Raw genomic sequence first — 13,273 nt, 5'->3', positions numbered from 1 at the left:
CTCGGCGGATGAACCGGGGAGCGCGGGTACGGGCCGGGGGCGCCGTCGCGGCGATCGTGCTGCTGGTGGCGGCATGCTCGGAGGAGCCGCCGGCGCCGGCGCCGGTGGACCCGGCCGTGCTGGCGGGGGCCGTGGGAATCGACGCGGTGGTCGGCCACCTCACGGAACTCGAACGCATCGCCACCGAGCACGACGGCAACCGCGCCGTGGGCACCGCCGGCTACGACGCGAGCGTCGACTACGTCGCCGGCCGGTTGCGCGACGCGGGATTCGACGTGCAGACCCCGGAGTTCGACGTCCGCAGTTTCGACGTCGAGACCGAGACCCTGACCGTCGCCGGCGCGCCGGTGCCGGTCCGGGCCCTCGAGTTCTCGCCGTCCACCGGCCCGGACGGACTCACCGCCCGGCTCGTGCCGGTGCCCGCCGACGACACGCCCGGGTGCGAGGCCTCCGACTACGACGGGCTCGACGTCTCCGGCGCCGTCGTGCTCGTCACGCGCGGGGTGTGCCCGTTCTTCGTCAAGCAGCAGGTCGCGGCCGAACGCGGTGCGGCGGCGCTCCTCGTCGCCAACAACGAGGACGGTGCGCTCGCCGGCGCCACCCTCGGCGAGGAGGGCAACGACCTCGTGCCCGCCGCGGGGATCAGCGGCGCCGACGGCCGCGCGCTCGCCGCCGCACCCACCACGGTGACCCTCGTCCTCGACACCCGCGTGGACAGCGTGCGCTCGCGCAACGTGCTCGCGCAGACCGCCACGGGCTCGACCGACGACGTGGTCGTCGTCGGCGCCCACCTCGACAGCGTCCCGGAGGGACCGGGCATCAACGACAACGGCACCGGCGTCGCCGCGGTGCTCGAGACGGCCCTGCAGCTCGGCAGCGACCCGGGTGTCACCAACGCGGTGCGGTTCGCGTTCTGGGGTGCCGAGGAGGTCGGGCTGGTCGGCTCCACCGACTATGTGGCCTCCCTGGACGACGCCGCCCGCGAGGACATCGCCCTGTACCTGAACTTCGACATGCTCGGGTCGCCGAATCCGGGCTACCTCGTCTACGACGGCGACGACTCCGACGCGGTGGGCGCCGGACCGGGACCGGAAGGCTCGGCCGGCATCGAGCGCACTTTCCTGGGCTACCTGACGTCGCGGGGCGTCGCCGCGGACGGCACCGACTTCGACGGCCGCTCCGACTACGGGCCGTTCGTCGACGCGGGCATCCCCTCCGGGGGCGTGTTCTCCGGTGCCGACGACCGCAAGACCCCGGAGCAGGCGGGCAAGTGGGGCGGCACCGGCGACGCGCCGTTCGACCCGAACTACCACAGCCCGCAGGACACGCTCGCCAACATCGACCGGGCCGCGCTCGCCGTCGCCGCGTCGGCCGTCGGGTACGGGGTGGGCACGTATGCGCGGACCGTCGCGGGACCGGACGGGGTTCCCGTCGGGCCGCAGCGCGCCGAGGTCCGCTCCGATGGATGAGACGCCGGCCCCGGGCTTCGGTCGTCGCCTCGCGGACCGGTTCTCGGCCGTGGACCGGCGGCCCGAGCTGGTCCGGCTGGCCCGGCGGCTGCGGCGCGCGCTCCCCGGCGATCCCGGGTTCGGCGATCCGCTGTCCACCGCCGGGACCAGCGGGCCGCAGGCCGTCGCCCGGCTGGCCGGACGGTGGCGCGACGTCGACGACCCGAGCGCGGTGCACGAACTCGGATTCGGCGTGCTGCAGGCCTGGCAGGCGCTGCTCGAACGCGCCGGCGCCGGCCGCGGCGACCGGGAGGTCACCGTGGTCTTCACCGACCTCGTGGGGTTCTCGACGTGGTCCCTCGCCGCGGGCGACGTCGCCACCCTCGACCTGCTGCGGCGCGTCGCCCGGGCGCTGGAGCCGGCGTTCACGGACCGCGGCGGCACCGTCGTCAAGCGGCTCGGCGACGGTCTGATGGTGGTGTTCGACCGGCCGGAACGGGCGCTGGACGCGATCTTCGCGGCCCGCGCCGCCCTGACGGCGGTGACCGCGGACGGCTACCGGCCGCGGATCCGGGTCGGCGCGCACACCGGTCGGCCCCGGCGGATCGGCAGCGACTGGCTGGGAGTCGACGTCACCGTCGCGGCCCGCATGATGGAGCTCGCCGGGAACGGGCACGTGGTGGTGTCCTCCGCGACGCTCGACGCACTGCCGGCCGGTGCCGTCGACACGCTCGGCCTCGAGGTGCGCCCGCACCGGCGCAGGCTGTTCGCGTCGGCCCCCAAGGGTGTACCGCCCGAACTCGGGATCTGGCGGATCAGGACTGCAGTCGCCACAGGGGGTTGACCGGGCCGTGCCCGGCGCCGAGGTCGTACGACCACTCCAGGCACCGGGTGACCCACTCCTTGCCGAACTCCACGGCCTCGGGCACCGACCACCCGTGGGCGAGGGCCGACGCGATCGCCGCGGCGAGCGTGTCGCCGCCGCCGTGATCGTTGCCGGTGTCGATGCGGGGGCTGGTGAACTCGAGGAACCGGTCCCCGTCGAACAGCAGGTCGGTGCTGACGTCGGAGGTGCGCAGGTGCCCGCCCTTGACGATCGCCCACTGCGCGCCGAGGCCGTGCAGCGCCTCGGCGGCGCGTCGCGCGGAGGCGTCGTCGACGACCTCGATGCCGGTGATCAGCCGCACCTCGTCGAGGTTCGGCGTGACCACCGTGGCCTGCGGTATCAGGGTGTGCCGCACCGCGTCGAGAGCCTCCGCGTGCAGCAGGGGATCGCCGTGCATCGACGCGCACACCGGGTCGACCACGAGCGGCACCGGCCGATCGCGGCCGATGCCGACCTCCGCGCACACCGCGGCGACCGCCTCGATGATCCCGGTGGAGGCGAGCATGCCGGTCTTGGCGCCCGAGACCCCGATGTCCTCCACCACGCACCGCACCTGCGCGGCCACCGTCTCGGGCGGGATCTCGTGAAAGCCGCTGACGCCCACGGAGTTCTGCACGGTCACGGCCGCGACGGCGACGCAGGCGTGCACGCCGCACATCGCCATGGTGCGCGAGTCGGCCTGGATGCCGGCCCCGCCACCCGAGTCGGTTCCGGCGATGGTGAGGGCTCGGACCGGGGTTCGGCCCTTCGGGGCCAGGGGCAGCAGCTTCACGGCTGCGACCCTACCGATTCGATCGGGACGTAGACCTGGCCGCCCGCGCCGGCGAATTCGGCGGCCTTGCCGGCCAGCCCGGCCCGCACGTCCGCGGAGATCCGCATCGAGCAGAACTTCGGGCCGCACATCGAGCAGAAGTGGGCCTTCTTGGCCGGCTCCGCCGGCAGCGTCTCGTCGTGGAACGCGCGGGCGGTGTCCGGGTCGAGGGACAACGCGAACTGGTCGTGCCACCGGAATTCGAACCGGGCGCGGGAGAGCGCGTCGTCGCGTTCCCGGGCGCGCGGGTGGCCCTTGGCGAGGTCTGCCGCGTGGGCGGCGATCCTGTACGCGATCACCCCGGTCTTGACGTCGTCCCGATCGGGCAGGCCCAGGTGCTCCTTCGGCGTGACGTAGCAGAGCATCGCGGTGCCGGCCCGGGCGATCATCGCGGCGCCGATCGCCGAGGTGATGTGGTCGTAGGCGGGAGCGATGTCGGTGGTGAGCGGCCCGAGGGTGTAGAAGGGGGCCTCCTCGCACAGCTCCTCCTCGAGCCGCACGTTCTCCTCGATCAGGTGCATCGGCACGTGTCCGGGACCCTCGATCAGCACCTGGACGCCGTGCGACTTCGCGACGCGGGTGAGTTCCCCGAGCGTGCGCAGCTCGGCGAACTGGGCGGCGTCGTTGGCGTCGGCGACGGAGCCGGGACGCAGGCCGTCGCCGAGGGAGATCGTCACGTCGTAGCGCTGCAGGATCTCGCACAGCTCGGCGAAGTGTGTGTACAGGAACGACTCCCGATGGTGCGCCAGGCACCATGCGGCCATGATGGCGCCGCCGCGCGAGACGATGCCGGTCACCCGGTGCGCGGTGAGCGGGATGTGCCGCAGCAGCACCCCGGCGTGGACGGTCATGTAGTCGACGCCCTGCTCGCACTGTTCGATCACGGTGTCGCGGTACATCTCCCAGGTCAGCGCGGCCGGATCCCCACCGGCCTGCTCGACGGCCTGGTAGATCGGCACCGTGCCGACGGGCACCGGCGAGTTGCGCAGGATCCACTCGCGGGTCTCGTGGATGCGCGGGCCGGTGGACAGGTCCATGACGGTGTCGGCCCCCCACCGGGTCGCCCACACCATCTTGTCGACCTCCTCGGCGATCGAGGAGGTCACCGCGCTGTTGCCGATGTTCGCGTTGACCTTCACCCCGAACGCCTTGCCGATGACCATCGGCTCGAGCTCGGGGTGGCGGTGGTTCGCCGGGATCACGGCCCGGCCGGCGGCGACCTCGGCGCGGACCGTCTCGGCGGGTACGCCCTCGCGGGCGGCGCAATAGCGCATCTCCGGGGTGACGACGCCCGCGCGGGCGGCGGCGAGCTGCGTGCCCGGGTGCCGCGGCCACCCGGCCCGCAGTGCCGGCAGGCCCGCGGCCAGGTCGACCACGACGTCGGACTCGGTGTACGGCCCGGACGTGTCGTACAGGTCGTGGTGCTCGCCGGTGGTCAGGTGGACCCGGCGTACCGGGACCGACATCCCCGGTTCCCCGGGCACGGCGACGTAGTGCTTGGTGCTGCCCTCGATGGGGCCGGTGGTGACGGCGCCCGCGCCGGACGCGGACGAGCCGGATACAGCTGTGCTCACGAGATGATCTCCCTACGCCGGAATTACCCGGTCAGGTTCTACGGTCGACGGCCCCGAGCCGTCCTCTCAGCCCGCTGGTGCGAGCTCCCGTGTGGTTGCGATGTGCGGTGCCACCATAGCGCAGCACCGTGCCGGGGGCAGGACGGCACCGCGCGGGGGGTGGCAGGGCAGCACCGTGTCGGGGGCAGGACAGATATTTGCCGCCTACGTCTCGGCGGATACACCCTGCATGCTCTATAGTGGCGTAGGTCACAGTTCGGTTACGGCACCACGGAGGGGATCATGCTCGTCAACTCGCCGCGTACCGAGGTGACCGACAACAAGGATCAGAACCGCTTCGAGCTACGCCTCAACGGGGATCTTGTCGGGATCCTCGGGTATTTCGACACGGATCGTCCCTCGGGCGTGCCCGGGCGCAACCATCCCGTCGTCGATTTCCTGCACACCGTCATCGTCGAGGACTTCGGGCACCGTGGGCTCGCGGGGGTGCTCGTGGGCCACTCCCTGGATCTCGCGCGTCAGCGTGGCTGGCGGGTCCGGCCCGTGTGCACCTACGTGCAACGGTTCCTCACCGCCCACCCCGAGTACCGGGACGTCGTCCTGCCGCTCGAGCCGACCGCCGGCCGTCGCTGACGCGCGGATTCCGCCCCGCCGCGGCCGGGTCGCCTCAGTCGGCGAGGTCGACGACGACGGGCGCGTGGTCGCTCGCGCCCTTGCCCTTGCGCTCGTTGCGGTCGATCTCCGCGCCGGAGACCCGCGCCGCGAGCGCGGGGGAGCCGAGGACGAAGTCGATGCGCATGCCCTGGCGCTTCGGGAAGCGCAGCTGGGTGTAGTCCCAGTAGGTGTACACACCCGGGCCCGGGGCGTGCGGGCGCACCACGTCGGTGAAGCCGCCGTCGAGGAAGGCGCGGAACGCCTCCCGCTCCGGCTCCGACGTGTGCGTCCGACCCTCGAAGAACGCCGGATCCCACACGTCCTCGTCGGTGGGAGCGATGTTCCAGTCACCGACGAGCGCGATCTGCTTCTGCGGGTCGGCGGCGAGCCAGGCCTGTGCGTCGGCCCGCAGCTTCGCCAGCCACTCGAGCTTGTAGACGTAGTGGGGATCGGCCAGCTCACGGCCGTTGGGCACGTACAGGCTCCACACCCGCACGCCGCCGCACGTCGCGCCGATCGCCCGGGCCTCCTGAGCCGGGTCGGCGTCCGGGTCCTTGGTGAACCCGGGCTGGTCCTCGAACCCGACCTGCACGTCGTCGAGACCGATGCGGGAGGCGATGGCGACGCCGTTCCACTGGGAGAGCCCCACGTGCGCCACCCGGTAGCCGAGTTCTTCGAACCGCTCGTACGGGAACTGCTCGTCCTTGCACTTGGTCTCCTGCATGGCGAGCACATCGGTGCCCGTCCGCTGCAGCCAGTCGAGGATCCGGTCGGTACGGGCACGGACGGAGTTCACGTTCCAGGTAGCAAGACGCACGTCCCCACTCTAGGCGAGCGGACCGACAGGTTCCGTGGCGTACCGGTAGCGGTGGTGCTCGACGAATCCGAGCGCCCGGTACAGGCCCCGAGCGGCGGTGTTCCCCGCCGCGACCTGCAGGTATGCGTGGGTGGCGCCGTGGTCGCGACCCCACTGCAGCAGGGCCCCGCACACGAGCGTGCCGAGGCCGTTCCGGCGGTGCGCGGCGGCCACCTCGACCGCGGTCAGGCCTACCCAGCGGCGGCCGTCGGGGGCGTCGGTGACCGCGGCCCGGGCGATCGCCAGGGTCTCCGTGTCGCCGCCGATGCGGCCGAAGCCCAGGACGCCGCCCAGGACGGACTCGACGACCGCCCGGCCATCGGCAGGCATCGGCGCGCCGCGGTAGCGGTACAGCGACAGCCACCCGGGGTCCGGGCCGGCGCTCACGGTCACGGGGGTGGCGACGCCGGGCAGCGGCACGTTGTCGAGGTCGGCGGCCAGCACCTGCACCTCGTCGCTCGGTGCCCACCCGTGCGGGAGCCGGGCGAGCCGGTCCGGCAGCAGGAGCCGCAGCGGCAGGCCGCGGACCGCGAACCACTCGCGCATCCGGGCGTGCGCGTCCGGATCGAGGGGGTCGGCGACCGTGCCCGGGTCGCCGAGCGGGGTGGCGGAATTCGCGCGGCCGGTGAAGCCGGCGCCGGCCCGCAGGAGCCAGCCGTCGATCCAGCCCTGTTCCAGCCCGGGCCAGGCGGCAGCCGCGGCGTTCTCGAGGGCGCGGATCTCACCGGTGCGGATCGGCCGGGCACCGAGGGCCTTGAGCGCGACCACGGCCTCGGGCGCGACCTGCACGAGGCGGCCGCCGGCGGTGCGCACCACCACGGCCGGTTCGAGGGAGACCAGCTCGCCGATCACGTCGGTCATCGGGTGGCTGTAGCCGGCGGGCAGCCGGTAGCGCAGCACCACCCGGGTGCCGACGGGTACGGACTGCTCGGTCGTCACCGGCGCGTCAGTCCTCGTCGTCGTCGTGGCCGAACGGGTCCTCGACCGTCCCGGGCACCCAGCTGAGGCCGGGCACGCCCCACCCCGCCCGCTTGATCGTCTTCTTGGCGGCGCGGGCGTTGCGTCCGATGAGCTTGTCGACGTACAGGTAGCCGTCGAGGTGGCCGACCTCGTGCTGCAGCATCCGGGCGAAGAAGCCGTGGCCCTCGATCTCGATCGGGTTGCCCTCGGCGTCGGTGCCGGTGACCTTCGCCCACTCGGCGCGCCCGGTGGGGAACTGCTCGCCGGGGACCGACAGGCACCCCTCGACGTCGTCGTCGGGGTCGGGCATCGTCTCCGGGATCTCCGACGTCTCGAGCACCGGGTTGATCACCTCGCCGCGGCGGCGGACCACGTTGCCGGCCTCGTCCAGGTCGGGGCAGTCGTAGACGAACAGCCGCAGGTCGACACCGACCTGGTTGGCGGCGAGACCGACGCCGTTCGCCGCATCCATCGTCTCGTACATGTCGGCGATCAGCTGGGCCAGTTCGGCCGGCGACTGGGTGACCGGTTTCGTCGGGTGATGCAGGACGGGGTCACCGACGATCCGGATCGGAAGTATTGCCATGGTGCAAGAGGATAGTGGGCAGGACTCGCCTGTCCGTTGAGCCGGTACCTGTCGTACCACCGTGGTTGAATTGCCCTCGGAAACACCCGGGTCCGATCGGACCTCGGCGTGATTCGAGGCAGTCGAGGAGTGAGATGGACGGCGCAGCAGCGCAAATCGGTAACGAATCCGAGCAGGTTTCCGACCGGAGCAACCACGCCGAGAACAACCACGCCGAGAACAACCACCCCGCGGCCGGCCCGGACGAGGCCGGCACGGACGGTCTCTCTCGCCGGGAGCGCGACATCCTCGCCTTCGAGCGGCAGTGGTGGAAGTACGCCGGTGCCAAGGAAGAGGCGATCAAGGAACTCTTCGGTCTGTCCGCGACCCGCTACTACCAGGTCCTCAACGCGCTGGTGGACCGGCCGGAGGCGCTGGCGGCCGACCCCATGCTCGTCAAGCGGTTGCGCCGGCTGCGGGCCAGCCGGCAGAAGGCCCGCGCCGCGCGCCGGCTCGGCTTCGAGATCACCAAGTAGTACGAGTACGACGGTGATCCGGCGGGCGCGGCAACTAAGGTCGAGAGCGTGAGCACAACCTCGGAATCGTCGGGTCCGCCGCTGCGAGCGCTCGCGATGGTGCTGATCTCTCTCGCCATCCTGTTCGCCGGCCTCGGTCTCGCCTCGCTCGGAGGCTCCGATTCCGAGAGCCCGGCTCCCGAGCCGACGACCGAGCCCGCGGCCGCGCCGGCGACCACGTCCGCGACGTCGGCGCCGCTCGCCGCGACGTCGGCGAGGACGACCGCCCCCGGTGCGGCTCCGTCGGCCACGACGACGGTCTCCGCCACCACGTCGGCGGGGGCCGCCGCCCCCGTGCGGGTGCTCAACAACAGCAACGTCTCGGGCCTGGCCGCCCAGACGGCCGGCCTGCTCGAGGACGAGGGATTCACCGTTGCGGAGACGGGCAACTACAGCGACGGCGTGATCGAAACCACGTCCGTGTACTACGGCACGGGCCCGGGGGAGCGGCAGACCGCGGAGGCGGTGGCCGAGGCACTGGGGGTGACGGCCCAGCCGCGCTTCGCCGGGATCCAGGACTCGTCGCCGGGCGTCATCGTCATCGTCACCTCGCCGTGAGGGCTTCCGCCCCCCGGCTATGATCAGGTGACTTTTCGCCACTTCGAAGGAGCGGTTTGATGGCCTCGAGTTCCACCCGTCGCATGTCCTGGCGTGCCCTGGCCCCGATCGTCGCGATCGCTGCGGTGGGCCTGAGCGCGTGCTCGAACAGCGAGGAGCCGAGCGACACCCCCGGCACCACCCCGCCGGTGTGGACGGGTTCCGCGGCGCCGGAGGGCGCCGACGAGGCCCACGGCGGCAGCGCTGTCCCGGGGGAGGCCACGACGGGCGCGGCGGGCGGCACCGGCGGCGCGGAGCACTCCGCCGAGCTGCGGACCCCGGCCGGTGCGGCCGCCGGCACGGTCACCTTCACCGAGGTCGACGGAGGCGTCGAGGCGACCGTCGAGCTCGAGGGCATGCCGGTCGGCTACCGCGGCGTCCACGTCCACGAGGTCGGCAAGTGCGAGACCAACTCCACCGCCCCGACCGGCGGCGAGCCCGGCAACTTCCTGTCCGCGGGCGGGCACCTGCAGGCCGGCGGCAACACCAGCATCCCCGAGAGCGGTGACCTCGGTGCGGTCGTGGTGCGCGAGGGCGGCTCCGGATCGCTGACCGTCACCACCGAGGCGTTCACCCTCGACGACCTGCAGGGCGGGGACGGCACGTCCGTCGTCGTCCACCAGGAAACCGCCGGCGGCGAGCGTCTCGCCTGCGGCGTCGTCTCCTGACGGCCACCTCCCGAAACTCTACTTGCAGGGCCCCGGCGACCGGCGACGGTCGCCGGGGCCCTGTGGTTGGATCGATTCGTGCCTGTACCGTTTCCCGGTTCACCCCGCCCGACTCTCGGCGTCGAGTGGGAGATCGCGCTGGTGGACAAGAAGACGCGCGACCTGTCGAACACCGCCGCAGTCGTCTTCGACGCGGTCGAGCAGCGCGCCGGGCAGACCCCGCGGCTCACCAAGGAGTTCCTCCGCAACACCGTCGAACTCGTCACCGACGTGCACGACACCGTCGCCGAGGCCGTCGACGACCTGGCCGAATCCCTCGACCTGCTGCGCACCGCCGCCGATCCCGCGGGGGTGGATCTGATCTGCGCCGGCACCCATCCGTTCGGACAGTGGACCGACCAGGTCGTCACCCGGTCCCCGGACTACGACGAGATGATCGAGCGCACCCGCTGGTGGGGCCGGCAGATGCTCATCTGGGGCGTGCACGTCCACGTCGGTGTCTCGTCCGCGGAGAAGGTCATCCCGATCCTCAACGCGTTGCTGGTGAAGTACCCGCACATGCTGGCGCTGTCGGCCTCCTCACCGATCTGGGCGGGCGTGGACACCGGCTACGCGAGCAACCGTGCCCTGATGTTCCAGCAGCTGCCGACGGCCGGACTGCCGTACCACTTCGAGAGCTGGGCCCAGTACGAGAGCTTCATCGAGGACCAGCTCAAGTCCGGGGTCATCACGAAGCCGGGCGGCATGCACTGGGACATCCGCCCGTCGCCGCGGTGGGGCACCATCGAGGTCCGGGTCTTCGACGGCATCACCAACAAGGCCGAGCTGGCCGCCCTCGTCGCCCTCGTGCACTCGCTCGTCGTGTACTACGACGAGCGACTCGAGCGGGGCGAGCAGCTGCCCACCCTGCAGCCGTGGCACGTCAAGGAGAACAAGTGGCGCGCCGCCCGCTACGGCCTCGAGGCCGAGGTGATCCTCGACCCGGTGTGCCACGAGCGCCTCGTCACCGACGACCTGAACGATCTGCTCGAGCAGCTCACTCCCACGGCGGCGCGGCTCGGCTGTGCGGACGAACTCGCCCAGGTGGCGCAGATCCCCGTGCGGGGAGCCTCCTACCAGCGGCAGCGCCGGATCGCGGAGCAGACCGGCGGCGACCTCGTCGCGGTGGTGGACTCGCTGGTGGAGGAACTGCGCGCCTGAACGATCGGCCGCGTTCCCGCACAGTTCACACGCTGTTTACCATGTATCGGTGTCGATCCGAGGGGTGGAGCGCCCGAAGGCGCAGCCGGCGCATGTGCCGCAACTGTTCGTTCCCCTCGCTCTGACCGGCGCGATCCTGGGTGTCCTCGTGGCCGAGGCGGTCGCGCGGTACAGCGGGTTCCCCGGGCCGCTCCCCGGACTCGTCGGCGACGTCGTCGCGATCCCGAAGTCGGCGTCCGTGCCGTGGGCCGGTCTCGCGCTGGCGATGGTGGGCCTGACCGCGCGCCTGCGGTACGTGGCGGTCGGTGCCGCGGTGCTGCTCGACGGGGCGTTCGCGGCCGAGCGGTACCTCACCGGCGGCCCCCTGACGGTGGGGAACGGGCCGACGATCGTGCTCGTGCTGCTGGCCGGATACGCCGCGGTCGCGTTGCAGGGCGGCCCGCGCCGCGGTGCGCTGCGCGGCATCGCGCTCGGGGTGCTGCTGGTGCTCTCGGTCAAGATCGGCGACACGTGGCTCGAACTGACCGCACGGACCCGGCCGGACGTGCTCGACGAGTACGTCCAGCTCGCCGACCACGCCCTGGGCAATCCGTCGTGGCTGGCGGGCCGGGCTCTCGAATGGCTCGGGCCCGGCGTGTACGCGGTGCTGCACTGGGTGTACATCGAGCTGCCCGTCGCGGCGATCGTCGTCGCCGTGTACCAGCTCCGCAACGTCGGCGGCGGCCGCCCCTGGCCCGCACACCACCTGGTGCGCACCTTCCTGCTCATCGGCCTGGTGGGGCCGCTGGTCTACATGCTGTTCCCGGTGGTGGGCCCGATCTTCGCGTTCGGCGACCACGGCGCGGGCTGGCAGGTGGGGACCTTCTGGCCGGCTGCGGTGCCGTGGAATCCCGACCCGCAGCCGATCCCGTTCGACGCGGTCACCCCGCGCAACTGCATGCCGAGCCTGCACACCGCGTGGGCGCTGGCGCTGTTCCTGCACACCCGGGGCGGCCCCGGTTGGCTGCGGCTGCTCGGCACCGGGTGGCTCGGCTGCACCCTCGCCGCCACGCTGGGCTTCGGCTACCACTACGGCGTGGACCTCGTCTCCGGCGCGGTGCTGTGCCTGACGCTCGAGGCCGCGCTGCGCGACCCGGACCGCGGCTGGGGCTGGTTCCGCATCCGCCTCGTCGCGGGCGGCACGGCGGTGCTGGCCGCGCAGCTGGCGGCCTACCGGTACCTGCCGGGTCTCATGGCGGAGCACGCTCCGCTCGCCGGGCCCCTCCTGCTCGGTTCGCTGGTGGTGGTGGCGGTGGCCTTCCACGTCACGTTCCATGCGGCCGACGGCGATCGCCGGCCGGATGCGGTCAGCTCCCGTCCGGCGACTGCTCGTCGCCGCTGAGCAGACCGTCGCGGCCGAGCTGCTCCCGGTAGGCGAGCCGGCCCACCCGGTGGGCGATGACGGGAGCGGTCAGCACCATGAACATGCCCGCCAGCGCCAGCATCCAGATGTCGACGTTGCCCCGCAGGATGAGCATCGCGCCGCCGAGCACGAACAGCAGGCCGACCACCTGCGGTTTCGTTGCCGGATGCATGCGCGAGAGGGTGTCGCGGAAGCGCACGATGCCGACCGCTGCGGTGAGGGAGATGACCGAGCCGATCAGGATGAGGACGTGGCCGACGAGTTCCAGCACGGTGGTCACTGGTCGTCACGCACCCGGAATCGTGCCACCGACACCGAGCCGATGAATCCGACGAGGGCCAGAGCGACGACGGCCGGCACGATCGTCGTATCCCGGCTGTGCACCGCCCACGCGGCGAGCCCGCACATCGCGATGGCCAGCAGTGCGTCGAGGGCGATCAGCCGGTCCAGCGAGGTGGGGCCGGCCAGCACCCGGTAGGTGATGAGCGCGGCCGCGACCACCAGCAGAGCGCCCGAGAGCGCCAGTATCACCGTCATCACGCCTCCTCCCGGACGACCCAGGGGCTGGGCTGCCATTCGTTGTTGCGTTCGAACGTCGAGATCAGCAGGCGTTCGATGCGCCGCGCGGAGCGGTAGAAGTCCGCGACCTTCCGGTCGGTGCCCACGTCCAGGACGTGGACGTGGACGATCCGGCGGGCCTGGTCGATCTCGAGGACCATCGTGCCGGGGATGTTGTTCATGATGTCCGCCCACAGAGTGAGCACCAGGTCGGACTTGATGGTGAGCCGGCACCGCAGCACACCGGTCACCGGCGGCGGCGCCGGCCGGATCGCGAGCCACCCGACCGAGACCGTGGACTTCATCGTATCCACGAAGATCACGGCGGCCAGGCGCACGGCGGACAGCACGTGCAGGCGGCCCTCGACGGGCACCCGCGGCAGCGGCAGCATCACTGTGACGATCACCGCGACGGCGATCCCGCCGAGCAGGTTCGCGGCGCTGAAGGTGCCCCACAACAGCACCCACACCAGCGTCATCCAGCCCAGGACGAACAGGCGGAGCAGATTCGACCGGCTC

The 13,273-nt window shown here is 72.2% G+C and carries 16 protein-coding genes and 1 riboswitch; of the genes, 8 read left to right on the top strand and 8 right to left on the bottom strand.

Going from position 1 to position 13,273, the window contains the following annotated elements:
- Window positions 1-8: 8 nt before the first annotated feature.
- Together KZJ41_RS21310 and KZJ41_RS21305 are read left to right on the top strand one after the other, a co-directional pair.
- Window positions 9-1,469, top strand: a complete 1,461-nt coding sequence (locus KZJ41_RS21310; RefSeq protein ID WP_198163392.1) for a M28 family peptidase — start codon at window positions 9-11, stop codon at window positions 1,467-1,469.
- Window positions 1,462-2,292 (top strand): adenylate/guanylate cyclase domain-containing protein, encoded by an 831-nt coding sequence (locus KZJ41_RS21305; protein WP_251549542.1) that lies wholly within the window; start codon window positions 1,462-1,464, stop codon window positions 2,290-2,292. Before KZJ41_RS21310 ends, KZJ41_RS21305 begins: the two co-directional genes overlap by 8 nt.
- On the opposite strand, the gene thiD is transcribed toward KZJ41_RS21305, so the two are convergent.
- On the bottom strand, window positions 2,264-3,106 hold the full coding sequence (thiD, locus tag KZJ41_RS21300) for a bifunctional hydroxymethylpyrimidine kinase/phosphomethylpyrimidine kinase (protein WP_006938226.1): 843 nt from the start codon (window positions 3,104-3,106) through the stop codon (window positions 2,264-2,266). The genes KZJ41_RS21305 and thiD overlap by 29 nt on opposite strands.
- The gene (thiC, locus tag KZJ41_RS21295) at window positions 3,103-4,719 is read right to left on the bottom strand and encodes a phosphomethylpyrimidine synthase ThiC (RefSeq protein WP_006938227.1); all 1,617 of its coding nucleotides are present in this window, start codon (window positions 4,717-4,719) and stop codon (window positions 3,103-3,105) included. The genes thiD and thiC overlap by 4 nt, the downstream gene beginning before the upstream one ends.
- A riboswitch (TPP riboswitch) is annotated at window positions 4,711-4,820 on the bottom strand. Its footprint overlaps the gene before it by 9 nt.
- Window positions 4,821-5,001: 181 nt before the next feature.
- On the opposite strand from thiC, the gene KZJ41_RS21290 reads away from it, so the two are divergent.
- Complete coding sequence (locus KZJ41_RS21290) at window positions 5,002-5,352, top strand: GNAT family N-acetyltransferase (RefSeq protein WP_029545338.1); 351 nt, start codon at window positions 5,002-5,004, stop codon at window positions 5,350-5,352.
- A 34-nt stretch (window positions 5,353-5,386) separates the two neighbouring features.
- Here KZJ41_RS21290 and KZJ41_RS21285 read toward each other — a convergent pair whose 3' ends face one another.
- From KZJ41_RS21285 to KZJ41_RS21275, 3 genes are read right to left on the bottom strand one after another with little or no spacing between them, the layout of a single operon-like run.
- On the bottom strand, window positions 5,387-6,190 hold the full coding sequence (locus KZJ41_RS21285; RefSeq protein ID WP_029545336.1) for an exodeoxyribonuclease III: 804 nt from the start codon (window positions 6,188-6,190) through the stop codon (window positions 5,387-5,389).
- A 9-nt stretch (window positions 6,191-6,199) separates the two neighbouring features.
- Complete coding sequence (locus tag KZJ41_RS21280; protein ID WP_065922267.1) at window positions 6,200-7,168, bottom strand: GNAT family N-acetyltransferase; 969 nt, start codon at window positions 7,166-7,168, stop codon at window positions 6,200-6,202.
- A gap of 7 nt (window positions 7,169-7,175) precedes the next feature.
- Window positions 7,176-7,775 carry a peptide deformylase gene (locus tag KZJ41_RS21275; protein WP_006938238.1) on the bottom strand — a complete coding sequence of 200 codons (600 nt, stop codon included), beginning with the start codon at window positions 7,773-7,775 and terminating at the stop codon, window positions 7,176-7,178.
- A 134-nt stretch (window positions 7,776-7,909) separates the two neighbouring features.
- Here KZJ41_RS21275 and KZJ41_RS21270 point away from each other — a divergent pair, with 134 nt between their 5' ends.
- The 5 genes from KZJ41_RS21270 (at window position 7,910) to KZJ41_RS21250 (ending at window position 12,175) form a co-directional block, all read left to right on the top strand.
- Window positions 7,910-8,290, top strand: a complete 381-nt coding sequence (locus KZJ41_RS21270; RefSeq protein WP_006938240.1) for a DUF3263 domain-containing protein — start codon at window positions 7,910-7,912, stop codon at window positions 8,288-8,290.
- A 48-nt stretch (window positions 8,291-8,338) separates the two neighbouring features.
- On the top strand, window positions 8,339-8,887 hold the full coding sequence (locus KZJ41_RS21265) for a LytR C-terminal domain-containing protein (protein WP_065922268.1): 549 nt from the start codon (window positions 8,339-8,341) through the stop codon (window positions 8,885-8,887).
- A 59-nt stretch (window positions 8,888-8,946) separates the two neighbouring features.
- Window positions 8,947-9,594 carry a superoxide dismutase family protein gene (locus tag KZJ41_RS21260; RefSeq protein WP_029545328.1) on the top strand — a complete coding sequence of 216 codons (648 nt, stop codon included), beginning with the start codon at window positions 8,947-8,949 and terminating at the stop codon, window positions 9,592-9,594.
- Between the two features lie 78 nt (window positions 9,595-9,672).
- Window positions 9,673-10,794 (top strand): glutamate--cysteine ligase, encoded by a 1,122-nt coding sequence (locus KZJ41_RS21255; protein ID WP_006932439.1) that lies wholly within the window; start codon window positions 9,673-9,675, stop codon window positions 10,792-10,794.
- Between the two features lie 64 nt (window positions 10,795-10,858).
- On the top strand, window positions 10,859-12,175 hold the full coding sequence (locus KZJ41_RS21250) for a phosphatase PAP2 family protein (RefSeq protein WP_029545326.1): 1,317 nt from the start codon (window positions 10,859-10,861) through the stop codon (window positions 12,173-12,175).
- Here the strand turns inward: KZJ41_RS21250 and mnhG are convergent.
- The 3 genes from mnhG to KZJ41_RS21235 are packed head-to-tail and all read right to left on the bottom strand — an operon-like array spanning window position 12,141 to window position 13,233.
- A complete protein-coding gene (mnhG, locus tag KZJ41_RS21245) occupies window positions 12,141-12,476 on the bottom strand; it encodes a monovalent cation/H(+) antiporter subunit G (RefSeq protein WP_006932437.1) in 336 nt (111 codons plus the stop codon). The genes KZJ41_RS21250 and mnhG overlap by 35 nt on opposite strands.
- Window positions 12,473-12,733 carry a monovalent cation/H+ antiporter complex subunit F gene (locus tag KZJ41_RS21240; RefSeq protein ID WP_006932436.1) on the bottom strand — a complete coding sequence of 87 codons (261 nt, stop codon included), beginning with the start codon at window positions 12,731-12,733 and terminating at the stop codon, window positions 12,473-12,475. Before KZJ41_RS21240 ends, mnhG begins: the two co-directional genes overlap by 4 nt.
- Window positions 12,733-13,233: a Na+/H+ antiporter subunit E gene (locus tag KZJ41_RS21235; protein WP_044475672.1), complete on the bottom strand. Its 501-nt coding sequence runs from the start codon at window positions 13,231-13,233 to the stop codon at window positions 12,733-12,735. The genes KZJ41_RS21240 and KZJ41_RS21235 overlap by 1 nt, the downstream gene beginning before the upstream one ends.
- Between the last annotated feature and the right edge of the window lie 40 nt (window positions 13,234-13,273).

Origin of the sequence: Rhodococcus sp. 11-3 (genome assembly GCF_023704055.1) — a bacterium.
GTDB classification, from domain to species: domain Bacteria; phylum Actinomycetota; class Actinomycetes; order Mycobacteriales; family Mycobacteriaceae; genus Rhodococcus; species Rhodococcus aetherivorans.
The sequence above is the reverse complement of the archived record's forward strand: the minus strand, read 5'-3'. Positions and strand labels throughout refer to the sequence as shown.